Consider the following 20,835-nt stretch of genomic DNA (forward strand, 5'->3'; position numbering starts at 1 on the left):
TTTCACGTTACGCCTTGATAGCTTTCACTTGCATACTTAGGTGGGCAGCAATTACCGCTTTCTCCTTTAGGGCAGAAATGTCTGCTGGGCTTGGCTGAGGCCCGGAAGCATGCGTATGGGTTGCCAGCTGAATATTCATTATTTCAACTAGATCCAGTAAATCGCATAGGACCTGCAGGACGTTCAACTTTTCCGAGCCCAGCCAAGTTTTAGGCGCTCTGAAAACTTGGCCTACTCCCGCTACGCTCTGTCGTAATCCTTCAATTCGCTCCTGCATATCACCGCCAACTGTCGCGTTATGCTTTTTACCTACAACCAAATTCAGATCCCGACCAGTAGCCTGGTGCAGATCGTCCACCGCCGCCAGGCTTGCAGATCCGCCTGACAGCAGCTTGAGCGCGCCCAGCGCCTCGATGTTCTTCACTCCACCCACTGACTCGATTGAATGGTTTTCGATCGTCTGCGTGTGGCTCTGGAACTGCTCGCGATTGTCCAGGGCCTCAACCTCGCGCTCGATCGACTGGTCGCGGATCTTGCCATCGGTCTGGCGTAGCCAGTTACCGTCGGCGTCGACGCGCTGCTGGGCTGCATCGCTGTGCTGCCACACCTGATCACCTTTCGGCACCTTCGGCATGCTCAGGCCGTGCGGCAAGATCGATTGGATGTAGGGTTTGTTCGGCAGTCCATACGCAAAGCACACGACGACCCGCGTGCCCTCCTCCGGGAATGCATAGATGCCCATTTCTTCGCCACCGGTGGGCAGCGGCAATGGGACGCCAGTGAGCGGCGGCATGGCTGGGTCTGGTTCGTCGTCGGCGCCGAGCACTTCAATATCCACGGCATAGCGCGGGCGGAAGTCGTCGCACAGTCCGGCGTCCGCCGGCGCATCGGCCACGGCGACAACTCGGGCAAATCGTGGCAAGTGATATCCACCGGTGAGTTCGGGGAATTGGCGCTCTACAGCGCGGCGGATTGCGTCGTCCATCGGATGGCCATCTGGTCATTGGCGAGCGCCACCGTGGTGATGCGCTCGCCGTTGTTGATCGTTGCACCTGGTCGCAACCCTGGAAGGGCCGCGACCATCGCGCTCTGGTTGCCCTGGTAGCCGTCAAACAGCTCCGTAGGGATTTGCAGCGGCGCACGTGCGCCGAAAAAACTATCGGCCCAACTGCCGGCGAACACTTCCCCGTTGCCCAGCTGGTGCCAGGTGAAGTCGGGGATGCTGAACACTCGGGCCAAACTGTCCATAGCCTGGTAACCGACCGCGAGACTATAGAAATACGGCGCCTTCACGCTGGCATAAGGGCGGTCAGGAACACGAAACCGCAAGCCGGTTTGTATGCTCACCTCGGCCAGCACGGCGCGCAGGTCAACATGGCGAAGATTCAGCGGCAGCGGGTTGGCCAGCACGGCTGCCAGCTCACGGCAAAATAGGACCTGCTCGACAGCGTTGGCAGCGGTGCAGCGCTCTACGTAGCCGATGAAGTGCCGTTGCAGCGTACCTTCGTTGTAGCCGATATCCAGCGTCACGAGCCCTTTGAGCGGCGCCGAGGATTGAACCGTGAAGTTCGCCCGGCCGGGACTGGTGGCGTCTAACCGCACGTCCTCCTTGACCAGTGCGATCGGCGCGCCATTGATCGAAAGTATCTTGTGCAGTTTCACGCCGGCTCACTCCCGCCCAGCCACTTGTCCACACGCCCGAGCACTTTTTCGAAGCCGCTCAGCGAGGGATCGTTGCCGGTTGATTCGCCGTTGCCGGCACCGGCGTCACCGACTGAGCTTCCGGGAGCGCCTTGCGCGGTGACCTTGTTGCCGGCGCGCCGGCCTTCGACTTTCTCCGGGTTCGATTCACGCTCGCTCAGCGTGAACTGCACAAGCCAGGCTTTCAGCGTGTCCGCCTCCCGAGCGCTGACACCGTCGGAGAACTCCACCTGGCGCACACCGAAGGCCTCGGCCGTGTCGTTCACAATCCGATACAGATGGAGCTGGCCACCGCCGGCGGTAGATTCCGCCATGCGCAGCAGATCGGTAAGCTGGGTTTTATCCGCGAAGGGGATCATCAGCGAAACGGCCAGCGTCTTGGGCTTGAAACCTTTGTGAGCCTTGTCGGTGTTGCTCGTTTGGCCGGACATGTCGCCGCTTTCGATACGCAGATTGGCCGTGACCTTGAGATTCTTGCCCTGGACTTTTTGCCCGTCGAGTAGCAGCGTCATAGGCCGACCAGCTCCTGTACGAAGCTCAGCCCTTCTTTGCTACCCACCAACAGCAGGGCGGCGCATTGAATCCATTCGTGGCCAGGCGCATCGCCGGCCAGCAGTTCGCGGCGCAATTCGCCAGCGGTGCCTGGGCCGATCATTCGCGCGCGCATGCTGACGTCTGGGTTGCCACCGATCAGCAAGTCTTTCAGGTCAGCCAGTTGCTTGTCCCGTCCCTGTTGCTGAGCGCTCTTGCGTGCCGCCAGCGTTGCCAGATCGGCCAACGGCGAGCTGTCGGCCGCGTAGCCTTCCAGCATCGCCAACTGCCCCGCCATGGACTGCTTGGCAGCTTTCACCACCGTGCAACGTTCAAGCGGCAAACCCTGCCAGCGCGGAAGCGTGCCGGCGCCGGGGATCTCCCACTTTTCGATTTCCAGTTTCACCAGGTGTTGCGCACGGCGCTCGGTTCGCACCAGGTCAGGGATCGGCAGCAAAGCATTGAACCGCGCCAAGCTGCTGGCCAGCTGCTCAAGGCGTGTCGCCAAAAACAGGATCGATAGTGCGTACTGCGGCCCACTCGGGCGCCCGCTGTCGCTGGCGTCCTCAAGTTTTTTGGCGAGATGTTCCAGCGCATTCGGCGCTGACAGAAATCGCTGATACCCCGCGCCCTGCCCCACACCGTTTTGAAACGGCGTTACCACCAGGCACGCAGGCACTTGGTCCATTTGCTCGGCCAGCGCCTTGCGTCCGGCCGCGATCGCGCTTTTGGCCATATCACCTACTGGCCCCGGGTTGGTGTTGGCCAGCCCGCTCAGACTCGCCAGGCGCTCGGCGGTGCTGGCCAGTTCGCCGCCGGCCAGATCCTTGGCTGCTGACAGCCCGCCCAGCCACTGAGTGGCCTGCTCTGGCCAGCGCATGGTCACCGGTGCCCAGGTCATGCCGGCGCAGTCCAGCGGATGGCTTTCATCGCTTTCAGGTTTTTGTCTTTTTGCGCCTTTTCCACAGCCAGGCGTAACGCCTCGGCATGCTGCTGCGCGGCTCGTCGGAACCGAACCAGATCAAGGCTGACTTGCTGCAACTGGGCGATGGTGTGCGGCCGGAAGGCCAGCACCTGGTCGATGTCATAGCAGGGGTAGACGTCGTCGAGCCCCAACAGCACCTGGCCGTTGAGATTCACCTGGTCATCGATGGCGCTGCTGTAGCGGTATGGCTCGCCCAATGCCTGGGAAGTAAAACCGCCAGCGATGTAGCCAGCGCAGCCCGTCGCGATCGCTTGCAGCTTCTCGTCACGCAGGGTCGCCAGAACCGCTTCGATATCGTCTACCCAGCCGCCATTTTTCCAGACCTGATTCGGTCCGGGCTTTTTCATGGTGTAACCCGTTGGCACGGCTTCGAAGCCTTCCAACGTTCGCGCCTCACCGGTAACGATGCTGTACACCACGACGCCGCCGAAGTAATCCACCAACTGCCAGGCCTTGCCGTTCCACCACGCAGCTTTTTGCTCCGGTACTGCAGGCGGCGTCACTTCGACGCAACCACCAGGAACCAGATATACGCCCGGCTCCAGCGGCGATTCATCGGCCGTTACGGCTCCAATGAAAATGCCAAGGTGGTCAGTTTGGTACACAATTTTTTCAGTCATGCTCGACCTCAGTACTTGATGCAGAAAAGGAGAGACAGGTTTCGTGGACGTGTCTCGGCGCCGCCGGCTGCGGCAACAGTGATGGCGTGGCTGTGACTCCCCGCCCCGCCTACCCCCACGTTGTGGCCGTGGGCGCCGGCAGCGCCCATACCAATGTTGTGGGCGTGAGCACCCGCCCAGTCGGTCGGTGCCGTGGTGCCGTTCTGCAGGTTTGCTGTCGTGAAGTTAGGACTACCGCCACCGACATTGTTGTTTTGCGCGCGGGGGGCGGTGTGTTGGTGATTGCCCTGCACATCGGTCCAGGCGGAGTGAATGTGTTCGCCTTGCGCATCCGTCCATGCGGAGTGGGCGTGGTCGCCAACGGCACCCGCTGACGCACCGTGGTTGTGAGATTGAATCAACATGTCCTGATAAGAGCCGAAGGCTCGTCCTGCATCGAGACCGCGACCGTCGTCCCAACCTCTTGGGAACAAGCCGCGCATGTCGGGCAGATTGAAAGTCGTTGATCCATCGCCAGCGCCGTAGTGCGCGCCGAGCAATGCAAACAGTCGCGCATAGGTTGTGCGTGATACCGCCGCACCGTTGCACTTCAGCCATCCTTCGGGCGCCCAAGAGATGGCGAAACCCGCCACCATGCCGGTCATAGAATCCCCGACTTGTTTCTGCAGTTTGTTCAGCGCGGCCGTAGACGCCAAGATCTCGCTGCTGTTGGTGGCCGGGTCGTCGCTGATTGCGTTGGGCAGGTTGCCGAGTCCGACGTCTGCCTTGGTCGTGGCCCGGGCGCGCAGTAACGGATAGTCGCCGGTACGAGAAGCGAGATATTTGATCAACGCACCGCCGACGGGCTCGGCATCGCGCAAGTCCACGATGTTGGTTGGCGATACGAAATCGGCGATTGGTACACAGTAATGGCGCACACCAGCGGCGTCGGTATAGTCGGTTTGTTCACCAAACACCACTTTCCACACAGCCACCCGGTCGTTCAACTGGCGCTCCAGGCAAACGTCTAAACAGATCTTGCCTACTGGGATAACTTCTTGGACGGCCTCTGCCTTCGCGATCGCCACGCGAATGCCCTCGACGTAGGCCGTGCCACCGTTGATCTGGTAACCGGTCTCCGCTTTTTCGAACATCAACGAGTCACTGAAAAAGAACGCTCGTCCGTAGAGATTGCGATTGCTCAGCCGCTCGCGCTCGTCGATGCCGGCAAGGCGTACCGTGAAATCATGCTGCCAAGTGCTGGCATCGATCTTCACACCGGTGAGCTGCATCGCACCGTCAAAGGCCACCAGAAAGTTGCGAGTGACGTTGTTGCCGATCTGCTCCGGCGGAATGTTTCTGCGCTTTTGCTGCAGGGGCACCGAAGACGCGGCGAACAAGATGCCATCGGCATCTTCGAGGCCGACCCAGTTGAAATCCCAGTCACCAATATCCGATCCCAACTGGGCGCTGTACACCACCTGGTTCGGATTCACGTAGCCGGCATTTTTTTCCGGGATCGTATAGACGTGGACGATCTGTTCAGCGGGTGGCTTGCCGGCAGCGCGATCGAGCGGCTTGGTCGGGTCAAGCCCCGGCACGTTGGCAAAGATGAACTGGGTAACAATCAGCGGCTGTTGCAGGCTTTGTTTCAGGGCGATTTGGCTTTCGCCGGCCAAGGTAATACTGGCGCTCACGGTGCGCTCCTACAGGCTGGCGACCAGCGTTTGCTGGTCGTCGTTGAAGTCAATCAGGGCGATTTGCAGCCCTACGGGGGTGATGGTTACGAAGTCATAGCGCCGGCACGTTCGGCCGTATTGCTGGATCAACACACGCAGCAGCTCGGGGTTCAGAGACAGCTGAGCGTTGCTGAATTTGAGCAGCACGACGTCCCAATCCCGATCGGGCTGACGCTCCTCGATCTCGACGTAACCCACACCGAGGCGCTGGAATATGCGTTTCAAGCCAGCGGTGCTGCCGGCGTCGACCGAGTTGATAAACGCGTATTTCACGCGCAGCCGAAACAGGGATTCGGGTTCGCCTTTGAACCGCGTCACGTCTCGCTGCCAGGCCCACAACTCAAGAATGTTCAGGTGGCAGGTGTCGGGGTCGATCTGCGAATAAGGCCAGCGCAGCCAGCCGGTCACGGTTTCCCACCATGCCTGGGCAGCGGCCACCAACTTCGACAGCTCGGTGCCGCCGAGCCAGAACGGCAGTTTCAGTTTGTTCATTGCACATCCACCTTCAGCGACGCCAGGCGCGGAATATCCAATCCGCTGGTGATGTCGACGCCAGGGGTGAACCGCAGTGATGCGATATCGGCGAACTGCTGGTGCAGTTCTTCCGCGAGTCGACTGAAGCTGAAACGCGACTGTGGATAAGTCAACGTGGGTTGATAGTCGCGGGGCGTGCTTTCTCGAAACGCTGCACGAATGAACAGCTCGACCTCAGTTTTGAGCGTGTCGACCTGCTCGGCGCTCAGGTTGGGCTGCGGCCAAAGCGTCATTTCGACGTCTACAGGGACTTCGGGCATGATCATGGCGAGCAGATCATCGCCGTGGCCGTGATTACCCTGGTCGCGGATATGCGAATTGATCTGCTCCAGATAAGTCGCCGCCGGCACACCCGCATCGAAAAGCACGAAGGCATTGGCACTGCCTGGCCCACGCGGGGCGCCGTGCTCGAAATAGACGCCATCCGGACGCACGCCCGGGAAGGCTGAAATCATGGCGCGATACACGGCGTCGGTGTGCCATTGGTTTACCGCCGAGAACTGGTTGCGCACGCGCAAGCGCAGCTGGTCGTTCGGCTCCGGATCCGCACCTGGTGACTCCAGCCAACCGTCCTTGTTCACGACCTGGATGATGCCCGGTACCGGCACCGGCAAGATCGCGTAGTAGCCCGGGGCAAGGTTGAAACCACTGCCGGAATCGACCGCCTCCACCGGTACGTCCAGTTGCAGCTGACCCGCAACGAATGTCGCCGGCGCCGTGGTAATCAACTGGTAGACGTTGCCGTTGATCGCGGCAGACTGGACCACAATGCCTTTTTCCAGCTCCAGGACACCGTCCGGTAAAGCCCGGGTAAACAGCAATTTCCCCCGTGCCTTGGTAGCGCCTTTGCGCTCGACGTTGACCGCCCACGCGAGCGTGTCCAGCCAAGCGTCTACCGCTGTTTTCACGAAGAAATTGGGCAGCACCGTCAGGCACATAAAATCCAACAGCCACAGCACCGGCTTGGTCACCAGTGCGGTCATTACTCGCCAGAACGGCGAATAGCTGCTGGTGTTGGCCACTTTGGCGCCCTGGGCTTCGACCTCCTTCTCCCACGCAGCTTTCAGAGCGGCCTCGGTGGTCGGGATGCCGGCGTCGGCGATCACTTTTTTAAAGTCGACCTGGCTCACAGACTTACCTCAATCGAACCAAATTTCAGAGTTTTCGCAGTGACCAGGTAGACGCCTGGTTCCTGCTGGGTGATGCGCGCCGTACCCGGCACCAGGCGCTGGTCATCCTCCACCAACAGCTCCAGCTGCTGGATGCAGTCGCGCTGACGGAGCCGGTCGCGTTCTGCGACCAACGTCACCAGCAGCCCGCTGTCGCGGATCATGTGAGCGATGTCCTGGGCGATGCAGGCTCGGTCATTGATCAGCAGCGGCTGGCTGGACGGATCCAGTGCCAGGTCGTTATTGACGATCAACAGGTCTACGTACTCGCTCATCCGCCCACCGCCATAGCGACCATGTTTTCCACCTCCAGCGGATTCATCGGTTTGCTGGTGTGAATGTTCACGTTCTCCACATGCGTGCCCTTGTTCTGGCTGCTGTTGTTGTTCTGGATGCTGGTCAGCAACCCACCAGGTGGCACCGCTGCAGGGCGCGCCGGTGAAAGGCTGGGGATGGCCGCGTTGATGGTCTGCTGGGCTTTCTGCGCGGCGTTGGCGGTGTCGGCGGCATTGGTGGCAGCATCAACACCAGGCACCTCTGGCATGCCGCCGAAACGCGCTTCGATGTTCACGCCCGGGATGCTGTTGAGCAGCTCGATCACCCCGTTAACGGCCTTGGTGAAAATGCCGACGATGCTGTCCCAAGCCGCCTTGGCCATGCCTGACCAACCGCCCATAGAGTTAAACCAGTCGGCCAGTTTCTGGAGCTTGTCGGCAACGAACTGGAACGCGGCCGTATTCATCAGAGCGGACGTCCATTCGTCCCAGTAGTGGACGGCCGCAACAATGACCGCCACCAGGGCGAGAACACCGACCACGATCCATACCATCGGGTTGGCCAGCAGCGCCGCGTTGACCAGCCAGATAGCGCCCTGCCAAAGCAGCATGGCGCCGCGCACCAACGCTAGGCCCGCGCTGAGGGTGTAGATCACGGCCATGTAAGCCAGGATCGCGAGCTTCTGCAGCACGAAGCCGGCAACGGTGCGCAGGTTTAGCAACTGGACGACTTTCCACACCGACACCAGACCCAGCCAGGTCATCCGCGAAATCCCAACGACCAATGTCAGCAGCGACATGGCGCCAACGATGCCCATAATCGTCAGTGCGGTGATGCCGATCAGGCGCGTGATGTTGGGAAACAGCTGCGACCAGCGCACCAGGGTTTTGCCGATATCCACCATCTTGTTCATGAACGGCGTCAGCACCGGGATCAACACTTGGCCAAACACCACACGCATGACCTCGACCAGGGAGGCCCACTGCTGCCAAGGGTCCACCATGGCCCGGGCCATCTGCTCGGCGTTCTCCAACCCGCGCACCTTGCCCAACTGCTCGATGCCGTTGCGCAACCGATCGGTGTCTTTGGCCAGCGCGCCGATCACCTGGGCGCCCTCACCGCCGAAAGCCTCCATCAACTTGGCGCCGGCCGATGCGCTGGTCAGATCACCGAACTTGCCCTGCAGCTTGTCCAGGATCGCCATCATCGGCAGCACCTTGCCCTGCTGGTCGGTGAACTTCATCCCGAGTTTGTCCGACGCCGCGCCGATGTTTTCGAAAAACGCCTTGTAGCGTCCGCCGGCATCGCCGCCTTCCATGGTGCTGCTGAGCGTGCCGATCACTGCCATCTGCTCAGCCAGGTCGACGCCGGATGTGGTGGCGATCGCGCCGGCTTCTTTGAAAGCGTCCTTCATCGCCGCGCCGCTGGTGCGAAACAGCTGCACGGCCAGCGCCGTCTGCCCGCCGAGTTTTTCCACCCACGCGCCCTTCCCCATCGCATCCGCTTGGGACTTCTGCAGGTTGTAGAGCGTGCCGACGTATTCACCCATCGTTTCAGCGTCGGTTTTGGTGGCCTTGGCCAGCAGGTTGCTGGTGTTGGTGAAGATCGCGAGCTGGTTGCCGGCAAGGCCTTTGATGGCGCCTTCAATCAGATACGCCGAGGCCACAAAATCCTTTGCGTTCTCGCCGTAGCTCACCGCGAACTGCAGCGACTTGGCATTAAGCGCTGACAACGCATCCTCGGCGACGCCGAGCGATCGGACGTCGCCCAAGGCGCGATTGACCTCCAGCGCTGGTTCCATGGACTCACGGATCCCGACAACGGCCGCCGTCACGCCGCCGATGCCCATGCCGATCGTCTTGATGTGTTTTTCACTCTGATCGGCAAGCTCGGAGAAGCCCATTTTCACCTTGCCCAGAGGCGCGGTGACCTTGTCTTGCAAGCTCAGAATGAAAGCCAGGCTGGCGCTACGATCTGCCAATGTCGTTACCCGTTCAGCGCAAGGGCGATGCCGTTAGCCACGGCAAACTCCATGCGTTTCCAGTATTCGTCCTCCAGCCACTTGGCGGTTCCCATCGCTTCGGGCGTGGGTTCGGTACCAGGAAGCCAGCGGTTCGTCAGGGCCATTAACTGGCCCAGGCCGTTTTCGCTTAAGCGCTCAGCGTGCTCGTGCGCTTTTTTACGATCACCTCAACGTTCGGTGCGTACTCCTCAAGCAGCGCACCGGCGATCTGCATCACCATCACCGGGTTGCCCAGCAGCGGTTTCAGCGTGGCCTTTTCCTCTTGCTTGACGGTGGTCATCAACAGGTTGTTGCCCGGGGCGACCTTGTTGGTTTGGGTCAGAGCGTTGAAGTACTTGGTGACGTCCGCCGGCGTGAGGGTGAAGGTGAATTCCGCTTCGCCGACTTCCAGGGTGATTTCGGTGTTTTGACTCATTGGGGTGCTCTCTTGTTGACGTTGGGAAAAGTGGTGTCCTGCTGCGCTGGCGATCGCTGGCACACGCCACGGACGTATTGCTGCAGTCCGAGGATCATTTGCCGGCTTACGGCGAGCTGATCCCGGAGGGTGAAATAATCCGGTCGAGCGTCTGCTGCGAGTTCGGGGCGTCCTGCATCAGCCATGCGGGCGGTGCCGGCGGTGGCGGGCACAGATCCGGTGGCGGGACAGGTGGCGCGGACGAACAACCGGCCAGAGCCGTCGCTAACAGCGCGGCGCAGGCGCTCGTTTTCAGTGAGTGCATCGGTCAATTCCTGGGTGTTTCGTTGGTCGATCGCGTCCCGCTCGGCCAGCATTTCGCCGCTGATTCGGGCCGCTTCACGTAGGCCGTTCATTTCCCACTGCGCGCTGTCGCGCTCGCGCCTGGCGTCATCGCGCTGATCGGTTACCCGATCGAAGGCCAGCCACAACAGCAAGGTCAGCAGCAGGACGAGCGGCGCCAGGCGCAACGAGGAAAAACTCATCGCAGGCACAATTTCATTTCCGCCAGACGACGGTTGTGCAGGCCTGGAACGAAGCGCTTGCGCCCGTGCGCGTCGGTCACATACGCCCATACCGGCGTCTTGCCATCTGGCGCCCAGGCCAATGCTTTGCAGCCGTCGGCGATCCGGCCGGCATTGATCAATGCCACTGCACGACTGGCGCACGTGCTGGGCACTCCAACGTTGTGGCCGTGGCTTGTCAGAGCGTCGAAGGTGTTCTGGCCCACATCCGGGTTGGTGATGCAGTCGGCGAGCTGCAGCTGGGTTTTGCTGATCACCAATTGCTCCACCTCGGCGCAACGTCCTGGCGACCAGTAGTCACCGACCACTATCGGAAACGGACTGGTGTGTCGGGTGATGCCCATGCATACGGTCGGCAGACCGCCGGCCAGCTGATCGGCGTAAACGGTGTTCTGACCACGGCCTTCCCAGGTGCCCAGGAAGATCACCAGCGGAGCGCTGGCCAGCGCGAGCGCGCCAGCTTGAATCCGGCCGCGCAGGCTCATGGAAACCACACCCGCAGCAGTGCCGGCACAACCATTTGCAGCACGGAAGCGACCACCGTGAGGATGGTCAGCAAGCGGCCAACCTTCGCGCCGATGTCGTTCACCGCTACCGTCAGGGTCTGCTGGCCAGCGTTCAGCTCAGACAGCTGCCCCGCCATGTGCTCGAAACCCTGCTCCAACTTGGTGACCCGGGTCGGCACGGTTTCATGCCGGTCTTCCAGCTCGCCCAAGCGGTGTTCAAAGACAGCGAACTTCTGTTCCAGCGCTCCGAGGCGCACGGCGTCAGTAGTCATCGGCGATTACTCTGCTCAAACCCCGTTTGGCACGGGACGCACCGCGTTTTTCCGCCCAGCGCCTGGCGCGCCGGCGGGATCTCTTTGTCGCAGTCCTGACAATGGGTCAGGCTTGGCCCGAGCGGCACAGGCTTCAGCAGCTGGGCCTTGATGGCCTGGTCACGCTGGCGCTGTTCCAGTTCCTGGGCGCGATCGAACCAGTCCACCATCAGCGAATACCTTCGATCTCAACGGCAGCGAGGTACGGCACGCCGTTGGTGTGGATAAAGTCCGGACTGGTGACGTCGAATGGCACCTTGTGCTTGGTCTTTTCGCCGCCCTTCGGGTCGATCGCCAGGAGACTGGACACCTTCACCTTGCAACCGAAGGCTTCCACGCGCAGTTCCTCATCCCCACCGGCTTTGGCGAAGAACACCGCGTCGAACGGCTTGAGCTCGCGAAAGCTACCGGCCGAGCGCGCTGCATCGATCAGCAGTTGAAAGTTGGTGGTATCCAGCTCCAGTTCGCCGGCAGCGGCCACGTCGCCGTCCACGTAGCCGTCTGGAACACCTCGGGTCTGAGCCACTGCCGAGTTGTCGGTAATGTCCAGGGTGCAGTTCTCAACGTGCAGCGCGATGTCGCCTAGGCTCACGTCAAAGTTCTTGCCGCCAATCTTTGCCATGGGGCGTTACTCCGTTTTGTCGGTGGAAAGATCGAGGGCGATGTTCGCCGTGAGGTCTTTCGGGCAGTTGAGGGGTTTGAGCTTGATGTAGGCCGCTACCTTGGTTTTGCTGAGCCATTCCAGCACCAGGTCGCCGTCCTTCGGCGGCTCGATGTCGCCGGGGAACACTTCGCCGGCAAACTTGATGGACTTGGCCATGGCACGCAGCGGCGCCATCAGTTGGTTGGTATTCACCGCCATGCTGTTGGGCGTGTTGTTCAATCGGCGATCGGCGACGCGGCGGATCAGCAGGGGGCGAATCAGGCGAGCGGCCTTATCGGTGATGCGCAGGTATTCCACGACCTGAAAGTCACTGCCGGGTGTGTCCAGCATGTTGCAGTCACCCCAGTACACGCCTGGGTAATCCGGGTAGGTTTGCGTAACGGATAGCCGCGCGCGGTCCAGCTCAGTGCGCACGGCGGACGGCAGCGGGGTCAGCTCGCTATCAACAGGCACCTCGCCAAGTCCCAGCACGGCACCGGTGGCTACGCGCATCGGGCTATCAGCAATGCTCACCGCCGCATTGGCCAAGCGGCCAGCCAGCACGCCCAAATCGTTGCCGTGCAACTGAGGCACTACAGCTACGCGCGGCGCGGCGAGGTTTGCCACCAAGGCCTTTTGCTCAGTGAGGTACTGCGCCCAGGTCTGGTCGACGGCGATGCCGACACTGCTCGCCAGAAAGAACACTCGGCGGCCGTAGGTGTTGTTCAGGGCGACGGCTGCGTCATGCATCGCTGACAGCTCGTCAGCCTTCACTACAGGCTTGGTGATGATCACCGCTTCGACGGACACGCCCTGTTGCTGGGTCTTCTCCAGCGCAGTGGCCCAGTCACCTTCGGCGGCGATCGGGGCCGCGATGCAGGCCCAGCGCTGACCACCGTTCTGCCGCGCGGCAGCGATTTGGGTTTTGAGGTCGCTCGCTGGAACGCCCAGCGCGGCGTCCAAGTCGCTATCGGTGTTCAGCGGGATGAACTGGCCGACGTTCTTGGCGGCCGGGCCGATGAAAAGAAAGTAACGCTCAACCTCAGTCACGGCGCCCTGGCCTAGATTGAGATTGTCGACGGTGACTTGACCGAGTGCCATGCAGTGCCTCGTTAGCGGGGTGAATTTAGGATTTGTTGCAACACCTGGTTAATCAGGAGATTGGTTTCGCGTTCGGTTTCGGCGCCGATGAACTGGCGTTTCGGAAGCGTGATTTCCCAGCTCTGCGCGCCGGTGCTTTCGCTGCGCTGGTCGTCGAGGATCCGGATCAGCAAACCGGCTTTGGCGTAGTTCACATGCTCCTGAATCCACGCCACCGACGGCCGGACCAGCGTCTTTTTGCCCGCTTGGCGCACGCGGAAGCCCAACCGGCGCAGGCGCTTGGCCTGCTTGTCAGTTGCTGCTAAACCCGGTGGGGTTTTGTTCCAGCGGCGCATCTGTTGAGCGGTACGGCGTTCGCTCACGCCGTTGTGTTGCTGCGCGGCGACCCATCGGGTCAGGGCGTTTTTCCAGCCCAGTTCCGCTTCATCAGGGCTTACCCGGGTGACCACCATCAACTTGGCCAGACCGGCTTCCATCTTCCTTTTGGCCTTGCCGTCGCCTTTGCGTGGAGCGAACGGTGTGCCGTCCAGGTTCTTCTGCTCACGCACGCGCTTGCGGCTCATCGTGCGCACGCGTTTGGTGACCTGGTTCAGCAAGCGGCGGCGCAATTGCGGCGGAAGGCTCAGCAATGCCAACTGCTCGCGAACGCCCAAACGACCGCGAATGTCGAGTTCGAACGTGCTACGGGCCATCGGTGGCCACCTCGCCGCGCTCGGCGACCCAAAGGTCAAACGGGACAAACGCCCACGTTTTGCCAAAGGCCTTGATCTCGCCGGCGTCGTCCTCGGCCAGATACTGCGGCTCGACAAACTCCAGCGTGATTTCCACGTCGAACAGGTCGTTGTCGACAGGCTCGACAAGAAATTCCGGCGCCGGCAGCTCGTGACGGTCACGGTTGGCGTCGTGGCTTTCCAGCCAACTGCCCACCAGAGCCATCAGCCGCGCCGGATGGTCGGCGAAGCGCTCCAGGACGATCACGGCGCGATAATGCATGTCGCCCAGATGCATCCCGTCGACGTCGGGCTTCCAGATCAGTGCAAGCTTCACCTGCTCGGTGAAACTGTCGAGCTGTTCGGGTTCGACCAGACGGCGTTCCTGCAGGTAGGCGGTCAGCCCCTGGAGCTTGGTCATAGCAGCCCCGCCGTGACGCGGCCACGGCCTTGCAAGGCGCGCACTGCCGCTTGGCTGAATGCCAGGAACGTGCTTTCGCGTTCCGGCGCTTCCTTGCCCGTGTTCTCTGCGCTTTCGCGGCGGGTCACCGTGGCGAACTGTTGTAACGCGCTCGCCTTGGCCCGGCAGTACACGGCTCGACGGTAGATTTTCAGCTTCAACGCGTTATCAGGCAGAAGGTTCTGATCAGTTTGGATGAATGGCCATTCCTTGATCTGCTTCGGCGGGAGGTTGAGCGGATCGGGAACCTCGACACTGTTTACGCCAAGGGCTCGCCAGCGTTGTTTCAGCTCCGCCAGATCGGCATTGACCTCGACCATTGCCATGGTCAGGTCAGCGGCCAGCATGTCCACCAGGTACTCCGCCGGCAGGCGGTATCCTTTCTGGAATTCGGCAACAGACAGATCCGGCCAAAAGCCGTCGTTCTCGATCATCTGTTCCACAAACGTGGTGGGTTTACCGGAAAAGCTCATTGCTGACCGCTCAAATAGGGCGGGGAGACTGTTTTCCGTGGGGCTGGCCATAAATGGCAGACACACGTCCACAGTTCCCCGCTGGGGGGGTAGTCGGTTATTGGGCGCCGGTGACGGCGGGTGTTTGTTTGGCGATCGCTTTGCGGCACTTCGCAATGCGCGTCTCGTTGCCGGCTTTCGCGTACAGCTCGGTCGAGCGCTCCAGATGCTGGAGCGCGGTTTCCCACTGCTCGGCCTCCATGGCGCGCATGCCGATCAACTTGTGGTACTTGCTCGGAATTTGCTCGGTCAGCTCCCACTCACCGTCGACGCGGGGCAGCAGGTCAGACAGGTATGGCTCCGGGCTGCGCTGGGCGTTGTATTCCGCGTAAGCCCAATCGATTACCGCGTCGGCAACGAAGGTCTGCACGTCGCGCCGCTTGAACCGCTCGGGCATCTCCTGCCCCTGCCCGATCGCAAAGTCAGCCAGTGCCAGGCCATCTTCGAACTGCTCGGTGTCGAACAGCCAGACCATCACCTGGACCAGGACGCGGTTCGGCATCACCAGGCCCGAGTCCATGTAGCGCTGAATGAAGTCCTGATACTTGGGCAGCAGTTCCTCACGCTTGAGCGCCTGACGCCCGGCAAGACCCTTGATATCGCTCAGGCGTTGCAGATCCTGATCCAGCGAGGCTTCCATCAGCAGCAGGTGCTTTTTCGCGTTGGCCGGGCTGCTCAGGGCTTCCGCCGGCGAATACGCCAGCGGTGCCGCTGCAGCAGCAATCACTGCAGCGGTTCCCTGAGCCAAAGTGCGGCGCTTGTGTGCGAGAGCCAGGCTCACTTCACCAGCTCCACGTTCTCGGTCAGCGCGATTTTCTCCAGCTGCTCGATCACATAGCCTTCATTGCGGCTGTTGTAATCCTCGACGCGGGAGCGTTTCGGGTTGTCCACGGTTTGCTTGCGCCAGCTGGAGTCCTGGAAATAGATCGACAGGTTGTCCCAACTGGTGACCAGCACACCGTTGACCGGAAAGAACGGGACGCTGAAGCTCGGCAGACCGCCATAGGTGGCAATCACCTGGGCATCTTCGATGCGCTCTTTCTCGGTCGGCACGTCGCCTTGCTTGGCGTACAGCTTCGCTTTGTCCGCCGCCAACAGGTCGGTGCCGATGATGGCGATCAGGTCGCCGCCGTCGCGCAGACGTTCGTCCACCATCTGCTTGGTGTCATGTACCAGGGCGTCCAGGTTGGCGTAATCGCCATCCGGCCCCAGTGTCACCTTGCCCGCTTCCTTGCCTTCCTTGAGAACCTGTTGCGGCGCTTGCTCGCGCAACTGCTGCAGCCAGCCTTTGTTGACGTCCTGCAGCATTGGATAGGCTTCGATGTCGGTCTGCGCAGCCGCTTTCAAACCGTGGAAACCGACCATGATGCGATCCAAGGCGATCTGTTTCTGGACGGCCGCCGAGTAACGCTGGTGGAAGTCCGGAAACTTGGCCCAGGCGTCGATTTTCGCGTACGGCAGGCCCACGTCAGATTCAGTCGACGACAGCTCATAGGTGCTGTTATCCAGCTCCGACGCGTCCTTCGCTTCGCGATCGGTGGTCTTGGTATTGGTGCGACCGGTGACCGGGCCGGACACGCCGATGAACACTTTCTCGCCTTTGATCTCGGTCACTGGAATGACGTTGATGCGCTGCAGGAAGTCGGCTTTTGCGGTGATGGCGTCGTTCAGCTCTTGGGCGATCGACGGTTCAACGGAAAACATCTTGCTGGACAGCGGGACACCGTAAGTTTCGGCGATCGCCAGCTGCATTTCGGCGTACATCTTGGCGCCGTAAGCGCTCAGGGAACGGGCCATGATCAGAGCACCCGCACTTTGGATTTATCAGCGGGGCCAGCAGTGCGCGGCAACTGACGGCCGTTGCTGGTATTTTTCAGTTCGGTGAACTGCTTCTGCAAGCTGGTCAACGCTGCCAGCACAGCTTTGTTTCCGCCGCCGTTGCGCTTGAATTCGCGCTCTTCTTCGGCCGTGGTGACGATCTCGTCCACCGCCTCAGTGACATCATCGATCGGGGCTTGATCGGGTTCTGGTGCGTCTTCGGCGGCAGGCTCGATCACGGCTTGAATGCCAGCGGCGACAACCAGCAGCTGGGCCAGCAGGGCTTTCAAAGCCGTTGCGGTAGCTTCATCCATTGGGGGTTTGCTCTCGGTTGGGGTTTGCGGAGTGGTTTCGGTGGGTGTGTCTTCAATGCCGAAACGCTTGAACAGGCGGGTGAACATGGCGGCCAGACGGCCGATCTCGCCCTGCGTCCCGGTTTCGCGCAGTGGGCCGAGTTCCAGCGACGCGGCGTAATACGCGGCCCGGCTGGTTCGGTTGGAGAAATACAGCTCCTGAGTGCCGAGGCTGGCGGGCGAATCGGTCACCGCAAGCCCTGTCAGATAGGCCTTGCCGCTGCCGGCAAAATTCGGAGTGATTTCGATGCTGGAGAACAGCTTCTGGCCCTGATCGTTGAGGTACAGCAGGCGATCGTTCGGTTTTAGCTGGGCTTCCAGAGCAATTTGTCCGGGCTCCAGATCCTCGCCCTCTTCAACCAGGCGCACAGCGAATACGGTGCCGTGTGAACCAGGCCAGCGCTCGTGGTCGCACCAGATCACAGCGGTGTACTTGGCCGGTGTGTAGGTCTCGGCGATATCGCGCAGTTCCTGGGGAAGGATCTCGCGGCCATCGACGGTCGGGCCGCTGGTGGCAACACGTTTCCAGTAGGAGACAAGGGAACGGGGCATGAGTGGTGACTGCGCTCAATCGTTGAATGAGCCGCCACGATAGGGAGCCGTTTGCCGTCAAACAAACGGTTGAAACTCAGGGTTCTCCTATTTCCGCCAGATAGGCGAATCGCAGCATTTCACCCCGCGTTTCCGGCAGTTTCGCCGCATAGACTGCGGCCCATGAACTACCCGACTGAAGTTAAAGAAGCCGCAAAACGCCTCTACCTGCGCCGCTGTTCGGTGAAGGAAATACAGGCGCATTTGAAGCTGCCCAACATCCGAATCGTCTATTACTGGATCCGCCAAGGCGGCTGGGACGAGATGCTGACGGATGAAGAACCGTTGAGCGCGGTCAACAGGCGAATAACCCTGATCCTGGAAAAGATCGATCCGCTGACGAAGGCAGAACTGGACGAACTGGAGCGACTGACCGGCCTGCTTGAACGCCTGAAAAAGCTGTCCGCGAAACCTTCGCCGGCGCTGCCCTCAGATCGTCCGGACGAGCCTCGCGAACGCCAGCCTGGTCAACGTCGTGAACGAGGCGAAGGCGGCGCCAAGAAGCGTGAAAAGAAAGCGAAGAACGACATCAGCGGCCTGACCGAAGTAGATTTCCTCGATAAATTCATCTCGAAGATGTACGGCTATCAGAAAGAGCTTTTCGAGGCGAAGCAGAACCCACTGACACGCCGTGTCCGGAACATCCTCAAAAGCCGGCAGGTTGGCCTGACCTACTACTTCGCCGGCGAAGCGTTCATGGACGCCGTGCTGAGCGGTGACAACCAGGTCTTTTTGTCTGCCAGCCGATCGCAGTCCGAGATCTTTCGCAGCTACATCATCCAGTTTGCCAAGCAGTGGTTTGATATCGAACTGACCGGCAACCCGATCACGCTCAGTAATGGCGCCGAACTGCGCTTTCTCAGCACCAACAGCAGCACCGCCCAGGGCTATCACGGCCACGTCTATGTGGACGAGTATTTCTGGATTCGCGACTTCGAAAAACTCAGCACCGTCGCCAGCGCCATGGGGACCCACAAGAAATGGCGCAAAACCTATTTCTCGACGCCCAGCGCGGTGTCGCATCAAGCGTATCCGTTCTGGTCGGGCGAAGAATTTCGCAACAGCAAACGCGGCAAGAAGGCCGGCGGTGTGTGGCCCAGCGAAGCGGCCTACACGCAGGGCGCGCTGTGTCCAGACGGCCAGTGGCGCAAGACGATCACCCTGGACGATGCGATCGCCGGCGGTTGCGATCTGTTCGACCTGGAGCAGCTGCAGCTGGAGTACGACGAAGACAAATTTCAGCAGCTGTTCTACTGCAAATTCATCGACAGCACCCAAAGCGCATTCAGCCTCAAGGATCTGGAGCGCTGCTATTCGGATCTGTCGTTGTGGGAGGACTACAACCCGGACCTTGATCGACCGTTTGGCAACAGCCCGGTCTGGCTGGGCTACGACCCGAGCCGCACACGCGACGACGCCACCTGCGTGGTCATCGCACCGCCGCTTGAACCCGGCGCGAAGTTCCGCATTCTGGAGAAGCACAGCTGGCGTGGCCACTCGTTCACCTACCAGGCTGCACAGGTCAAGAAACTGACCGAACGCTTCAACGTCCAGCACATCGGCATCGACGTCACTGGCGTGGGTTACGGCGTGTTCGACCTGGTGCGCGACTTCTACGCCAAGGCAACGCCCATTCACTACAGCCTTGAGGCGAAAAACGCCTTGGTGCTCAAAGCCCAAGACACGATCCAAGGCAGTCGAATCGAGTGGGACGCCGGGTGGACGGACATCGCGCAGGCGTTCTTGACCATCAAGCGCGGCGCCACCAACAGCGGCCAGATCACCTACAGCGCTTCGCGCACCGATGCCACCGGGCACGCCGACATTGCCTGGGCGGTGATGCACGCTCTGGCCAACGAACCTTTGAACACCAACAAGCGGCGTCGCAGCCGCTACGTCACGAGTAATCAGACCAGCCATGGCCAACCGCAAACGCAGCAAGCAACACGTAGCCCAACGACAGCAACAGCCAATGCGCTCGTTTACGTTCGGAGAGCCGGAACAAGTGCTGTCCGGGAACATCGGCGAATACGTGGGCGTGTTCCCCAGCGACGACGGCAAAATCTACAAGCCTCCGGTTTCCCGGGTTGGCTTGGCCAAGCTGTTGCGCGCCAATGCCCACCACGGCGCCATTCCCAAGTTCAAACGAAACCTGCTGCTGCGTGAGTTCATCCCCTCGGCAGGCTGCAGCACTGAGACGATGGGGCGCGCCGGGCTGGACTACATGGTGTTTGGCGAAGCGTACTTCTACAACGACACCAACGCATTCGGCCAGGTGCTGGAGCTGCAGCACCTACCCGCCATCAACATGCGGGTAAAGGTCGACGGCGGGTTTGTGATGCTGCTGCCGGACAACAAGGAAATGGAGTTCGAACAGCACGAGATCTCCCACGTTCTGGATTACGACGTGGAACAGAACATTTACGGGATCCCCGACTACTTGGGCGGTCTGCAGGCGCTGCTGCTCAACGAGGCGGCGACCCTGTTCCGTCGCCGGTACTACAGCAACGGCGCGCACGCCGGTTACATCTTCTACACCAACGACCCCGACCTGACGGAAGAAGACGAAGACGAACTGCGCGCACAGATCAGTGCCAGCAAGGGCGTGGGCAACTTCCGCTCGATGTTCGTGAACATCCCTAACGGCAAGGAAAACGCGATTCAGATCATCCCCGTCGGGGACTTTCAGGCGAAAGACGAGCTGGAGAAAGTGAAAAACATCACCCGAAACGACGTCATCGCCGCCTGGCGTATGAACCCGGCACTGGCCGGCATCATTCCGGAAAACACCGGTGGTTTCGGGGACATCGAAAAGATTGATCGGGTGTACACGAGCAATGAGATCCGGCCGATCTGTCAGCTGTTCAACCAATTGAATGACACGCTTCGCGAAGACAGGCGTTTTAGCTGGAAAGCTACGTCAGAAGCAGCGGATATAACTACATGAAGTTCCCACAGAAAGAAAATCCACTACAAGCTGTGGCAAAATGGTGGCGATCAGCTGCCCCTGGGGAGGGACATAATGAGAGTTGTATGCAATTGCGGACACAAGGGCCGGATTGCCTCGCGAGAAGAGGTAACCAGAGCCTTTGTAAAACTGTACTGCCAATGCCTGGACGCAAAGTGCGGGCACACATGGGTGGCAAATCTGACGTTTTCACACACGCTCAGCCCGTCATCTCAGACGTTCGAACGGATGCTGATGGATCGCTTACGCGAGATGCCCAGAGCGAAGCAGCGGGAGCTTTTCGAACAGTTGGGATCGCAGGCGGTAGCCTAGTTACAAACCGCCGAC

27 protein-coding genes are annotated in these 20,835 nt (G+C 60.6%); 3 read left to right on the forward strand and 24 right to left on the reverse strand.

Annotation, left to right across the window (positions count from 1 at the left end):
• Nucleotides 1–7: 7 nt before the first annotated feature.
• The 24 genes from D8U70_RS15380 to D8U70_RS15490 all read right to left on the reverse strand — a co-directional run bounded on the left by D8U70_RS15380 (nt 8) and on the right by D8U70_RS15490 (nt 17,501).
• Nucleotides 8–985: a hypothetical protein gene (locus tag D8U70_RS15380; protein ID WP_130929219.1), complete on the reverse strand. Its 978-nt coding sequence runs from the start codon at nt 983–985 to the stop codon at nt 8–10.
• Nucleotides 958–1,662: a hypothetical protein gene (locus D8U70_RS15385; protein ID WP_130929220.1), complete on the reverse strand. Its 705-nt coding sequence runs from the start codon at nt 1,660–1,662 to the stop codon at nt 958–960. The genes D8U70_RS15380 and D8U70_RS15385 overlap by 28 nt, the downstream gene beginning before the upstream one ends.
• Nucleotides 1,659–2,213: a DNA-binding protein gene (locus D8U70_RS15390; protein ID WP_130929221.1), complete on the reverse strand. Its 555-nt coding sequence runs from the start codon at nt 2,211–2,213 to the stop codon at nt 1,659–1,661. The genes D8U70_RS15385 and D8U70_RS15390 overlap by 4 nt, the downstream gene beginning before the upstream one ends.
• The gene (locus tag D8U70_RS15395; protein WP_130929222.1) at nt 2,210–3,133 is read right to left on the reverse strand and encodes a hypothetical protein; all 924 of its coding nucleotides are present in this window, start codon (nt 3,131–3,133) and stop codon (nt 2,210–2,212) included. The genes D8U70_RS15390 and D8U70_RS15395 overlap by 4 nt, the downstream gene beginning before the upstream one ends.
• A complete protein-coding gene (locus tag D8U70_RS15400) occupies nt 3,130–3,837 on the reverse strand; it encodes a hypothetical protein (protein WP_130929223.1) in 708 nt (235 codons plus the stop codon). The genes D8U70_RS15395 and D8U70_RS15400 overlap by 4 nt, the downstream gene beginning before the upstream one ends.
• 8 nt (nt 3,838–3,845) lie before the next feature.
• On the reverse strand, nt 3,846–5,513 hold the full coding sequence (locus tag D8U70_RS15405; RefSeq protein ID WP_130929224.1) for a phage tail protein: 1,668 nt from the start codon (nt 5,511–5,513) through the stop codon (nt 3,846–3,848).
• A gap of 9 nt (nt 5,514–5,522) precedes the next feature.
• Nucleotides 5,523–6,047, reverse strand: a complete 525-nt coding sequence (locus tag D8U70_RS15410) for a phage tail protein (RefSeq protein ID WP_130929225.1) — start codon at nt 6,045–6,047, stop codon at nt 5,523–5,525.
• Nucleotides 6,044–7,219, reverse strand: coding sequence for a baseplate J/gp47 family protein (locus D8U70_RS15415; RefSeq protein ID WP_130929226.1), 1,176 nt, complete (start codon nt 7,217–7,219; stop codon nt 6,044–6,046). Before D8U70_RS15415 ends, D8U70_RS15410 begins: the two co-directional genes overlap by 4 nt.
• Nucleotides 7,216–7,533 carry a DUF2590 family protein gene (locus tag D8U70_RS15420; RefSeq protein ID WP_130929227.1) on the reverse strand — a complete coding sequence of 106 codons (318 nt, stop codon included), beginning with the start codon at nt 7,531–7,533 and terminating at the stop codon, nt 7,216–7,218. The genes D8U70_RS15415 and D8U70_RS15420 overlap by 4 nt, the downstream gene beginning before the upstream one ends.
• A complete protein-coding gene (locus D8U70_RS15425; protein ID WP_130929228.1) occupies nt 7,530–9,515 on the reverse strand; it encodes a phage tail tape measure protein in 1,986 nt (661 codons plus the stop codon). Before D8U70_RS15425 ends, D8U70_RS15420 begins: the two co-directional genes overlap by 4 nt.
• Nucleotides 9,516–9,520: 5 nt before the next feature.
• Nucleotides 9,521–9,661 (reverse strand): hypothetical protein, encoded by a 141-nt coding sequence (locus D8U70_RS27740; protein WP_177433972.1) that lies wholly within the window; start codon nt 9,659–9,661, stop codon nt 9,521–9,523.
• A 23-nt stretch (nt 9,662–9,684) separates the two neighbouring features.
• Nucleotides 9,685–9,972 (reverse strand): putative phage tail assembly chaperone, encoded by a 288-nt coding sequence (locus tag D8U70_RS15430; protein WP_130929229.1) that lies wholly within the window; start codon nt 9,970–9,972, stop codon nt 9,685–9,687.
• Nucleotides 9,969–10,496, reverse strand: a complete 528-nt coding sequence (locus D8U70_RS15435) for a lysis system i-spanin subunit Rz (RefSeq protein WP_130929230.1) — start codon at nt 10,494–10,496, stop codon at nt 9,969–9,971. Before D8U70_RS15435 ends, D8U70_RS15430 begins: the two co-directional genes overlap by 4 nt.
• Nucleotides 10,493–11,020, reverse strand: coding sequence for a lysozyme (locus D8U70_RS15440; RefSeq protein ID WP_130929231.1), 528 nt, complete (start codon nt 11,018–11,020; stop codon nt 10,493–10,495). Before D8U70_RS15440 ends, D8U70_RS15435 begins: the two co-directional genes overlap by 4 nt.
• Nucleotides 11,017–11,313 carry a hypothetical protein gene (locus D8U70_RS15445; protein ID WP_110645164.1) on the reverse strand — a complete coding sequence of 99 codons (297 nt, stop codon included), beginning with the start codon at nt 11,311–11,313 and terminating at the stop codon, nt 11,017–11,019. The genes D8U70_RS15440 and D8U70_RS15445 overlap by 4 nt, the downstream gene beginning before the upstream one ends.
• Nucleotides 11,310–11,522, reverse strand: a complete 213-nt coding sequence (locus D8U70_RS15450) for a TraR/DksA family transcriptional regulator (RefSeq protein ID WP_130929232.1) — start codon at nt 11,520–11,522, stop codon at nt 11,310–11,312. Before D8U70_RS15450 ends, D8U70_RS15445 begins: the two co-directional genes overlap by 4 nt.
• Nucleotides 11,522–11,974, reverse strand: coding sequence for a phage protein (locus D8U70_RS15455; protein WP_130929233.1), 453 nt, complete (start codon nt 11,972–11,974; stop codon nt 11,522–11,524). The genes D8U70_RS15450 and D8U70_RS15455 overlap by 1 nt, the downstream gene beginning before the upstream one ends.
• 6 nt (nt 11,975–11,980) lie before the next feature.
• Complete coding sequence (locus D8U70_RS15460) at nt 11,981–13,096, reverse strand: DUF2586 domain-containing protein (RefSeq protein WP_130929234.1); 1,116 nt, start codon at nt 13,094–13,096, stop codon at nt 11,981–11,983.
• 11 nt (nt 13,097–13,107) lie between these two features.
• On the reverse strand, nt 13,108–13,788 hold the full coding sequence (locus D8U70_RS15465) for a phage virion morphogenesis protein (protein ID WP_130929235.1): 681 nt from the start codon (nt 13,786–13,788) through the stop codon (nt 13,108–13,110).
• Nucleotides 13,778–14,227, reverse strand: coding sequence for a phage tail protein (locus tag D8U70_RS15470; RefSeq protein ID WP_130929236.1), 450 nt, complete (start codon nt 14,225–14,227; stop codon nt 13,778–13,780). The genes D8U70_RS15465 and D8U70_RS15470 overlap by 11 nt, the downstream gene beginning before the upstream one ends.
• A complete protein-coding gene (locus D8U70_RS15475; protein ID WP_130929237.1) occupies nt 14,224–14,739 on the reverse strand; it encodes a head completion/stabilization protein in 516 nt (171 codons plus the stop codon). Before D8U70_RS15475 ends, D8U70_RS15470 begins: the two co-directional genes overlap by 4 nt.
• A gap of 97 nt (nt 14,740–14,836) precedes the next feature.
• On the reverse strand, nt 14,837–15,559 hold the full coding sequence (gpM, locus tag D8U70_RS15480) for a phage terminase small subunit (RefSeq protein ID WP_110645157.1): 723 nt from the start codon (nt 15,557–15,559) through the stop codon (nt 14,837–14,839).
• Nucleotides 15,556–16,575, reverse strand: coding sequence for a phage major capsid protein, P2 family (locus D8U70_RS15485; protein WP_110645156.1), 1,020 nt, complete (start codon nt 16,573–16,575; stop codon nt 15,556–15,558). The genes gpM and D8U70_RS15485 overlap by 4 nt, the downstream gene beginning before the upstream one ends.
• Before the next feature lie 2 nt (nt 16,576–16,577).
• Nucleotides 16,578–17,501, reverse strand: coding sequence for a GPO family capsid scaffolding protein (locus D8U70_RS15490; protein ID WP_130929238.1), 924 nt, complete (start codon nt 17,499–17,501; stop codon nt 16,578–16,580).
• Nucleotides 17,502–17,663: 162 nt separating this feature from the next.
• Between D8U70_RS15490 and D8U70_RS28040 the strand changes: the two genes are divergently transcribed.
• From D8U70_RS28040 to D8U70_RS15505, 3 genes are all read left to right on the forward strand, one after another.
• The gene (locus D8U70_RS28040) at nt 17,664–19,706 is read left to right on the forward strand and encodes a terminase family protein (RefSeq protein WP_130929239.1); all 2,043 of its coding nucleotides are present in this window, start codon (nt 17,664–17,666) and stop codon (nt 19,704–19,706) included.
• Nucleotides 19,633–20,487: a phage portal protein gene (locus D8U70_RS15500; protein ID WP_241664668.1), complete on the forward strand. Its 855-nt coding sequence runs from the start codon at nt 19,633–19,635 to the stop codon at nt 20,485–20,487. Before D8U70_RS28040 ends, D8U70_RS15500 begins: the two co-directional genes overlap by 74 nt.
• Nucleotides 20,488–20,562: 75 nt before the next feature.
• Complete coding sequence (locus D8U70_RS15505) at nt 20,563–20,820, forward strand: ogr/Delta-like zinc finger family protein (protein WP_130929241.1); 258 nt, start codon at nt 20,563–20,565, stop codon at nt 20,818–20,820.
• The last annotated feature ends 15 nt before the right edge of the window (nt 20,821–20,835 follow it).

Source organism: Pseudomonas sp. Sample_20 (assembly GCF_004307585.1).
Classification (GTDB): domain Bacteria; phylum Pseudomonadota; class Gammaproteobacteria; order Pseudomonadales; family Pseudomonadaceae; genus Aquipseudomonas; species Aquipseudomonas atacamensis.

Excerpts from the sequence above, each read along its gene's own strand:
- D8U70_RS15380 (WP_130929219.1), bottom strand. The coding sequence starts at position 985 with ATGGACGACGCAATCCGCCGCGCTGTAGAGCGCCAATTCCCCGAACTC.
- D8U70_RS15390 (WP_130929221.1), bottom strand. The coding sequence starts at position 2,213 with ATGACGCTGCTACTCGACGGGCAAAAAGTCCAGGGCAAGAATCTCAAG.
- D8U70_RS15395 (WP_130929222.1), bottom strand. The coding sequence starts at position 3,133 with ATGACCTGGGCACCGGTGACCATGCGCTGGCCAGAGCAGGCCACTCAG.
- D8U70_RS15400 (WP_130929223.1), bottom strand. The coding sequence starts at position 3,837 with ATGACTGAAAAAATTGTGTACCAAACTGACCACCTTGGCATTTTCATT.
- D8U70_RS15410 (WP_130929225.1), bottom strand. The coding sequence starts at position 6,047 with ATGAACAAACTGAAACTGCCGTTCTGGCTCGGCGGCACCGAGCTGTCG.
- D8U70_RS15420 (WP_130929227.1), bottom strand. The coding sequence starts at position 7,533 with ATGAGCGAGTACGTAGACCTGTTGATCGTCAATAACGACCTGGCACTG.
- D8U70_RS27740 (WP_177433972.1), bottom strand. The coding sequence starts at position 9,661 with ATGGCCCTGACGAACCGCTGGCTTCCTGGTACCGAACCCACGCCCGAA.
- D8U70_RS15430 (WP_130929229.1), bottom strand. The coding sequence starts at position 9,972 with ATGAGTCAAAACACCGAAATCACCCTGGAAGTCGGCGAAGCGGAATTC.
- D8U70_RS15435 (WP_130929230.1), bottom strand. The coding sequence starts at position 10,496 with ATGAGTTTTTCCTCGTTGCGCCTGGCGCCGCTCGTCCTGCTGCTGACC.
- D8U70_RS15440 (WP_130929231.1), bottom strand. The coding sequence starts at position 11,020 with ATGAGCCTGCGCGGCCGGATTCAAGCTGGCGCGCTCGCGCTGGCCAGC.
- D8U70_RS15445 (WP_110645164.1), bottom strand. The coding sequence starts at position 11,313 with ATGACTACTGACGCCGTGCGCCTCGGAGCGCTGGAACAGAAGTTCGCT.
- D8U70_RS15450 (WP_130929232.1), bottom strand. The coding sequence starts at position 11,522 with ATGGTGGACTGGTTCGATCGCGCCCAGGAACTGGAACAGCGCCAGCGT.
- D8U70_RS15455 (WP_130929233.1), bottom strand. The coding sequence starts at position 11,974 with ATGGCAAAGATTGGCGGCAAGAACTTTGACGTGAGCCTAGGCGACATC.
- D8U70_RS15460 (WP_130929234.1), bottom strand. The coding sequence starts at position 13,096 with ATGGCACTCGGTCAAGTCACCGTCGACAATCTCAATCTAGGCCAGGGC.
- D8U70_RS15465 (WP_130929235.1), bottom strand. The coding sequence starts at position 13,788 with ATGGCCCGTAGCACGTTCGAACTCGACATTCGCGGTCGTTTGGGCGTT.
- D8U70_RS15470 (WP_130929236.1), bottom strand. The coding sequence starts at position 14,227 with ATGACCAAGCTCCAGGGGCTGACCGCCTACCTGCAGGAACGCCGTCTG.
- D8U70_RS15475 (WP_130929237.1), bottom strand. The coding sequence starts at position 14,739 with ATGAGCTTTTCCGGTAAACCCACCACGTTTGTGGAACAGATGATCGAG.
- D8U70_RS15485 (WP_110645156.1), bottom strand. The coding sequence starts at position 16,575 with ATGGCCCGTTCCCTGAGCGCTTACGGCGCCAAGATGTACGCCGAAATG.
- D8U70_RS15490 (WP_130929238.1), bottom strand. The coding sequence starts at position 17,501 with ATGCCCCGTTCCCTTGTCTCCTACTGGAAACGTGTTGCCACCAGCGGC.
- D8U70_RS28040 (WP_130929239.1), top strand. The coding sequence starts at position 17,664 with ATGAACTACCCGACTGAAGTTAAAGAAGCCGCAAAACGCCTCTACCTG.
- D8U70_RS15505 (WP_130929241.1), top strand. The coding sequence starts at position 20,563 with ATGAGAGTTGTATGCAATTGCGGACACAAGGGCCGGATTGCCTCGCGA.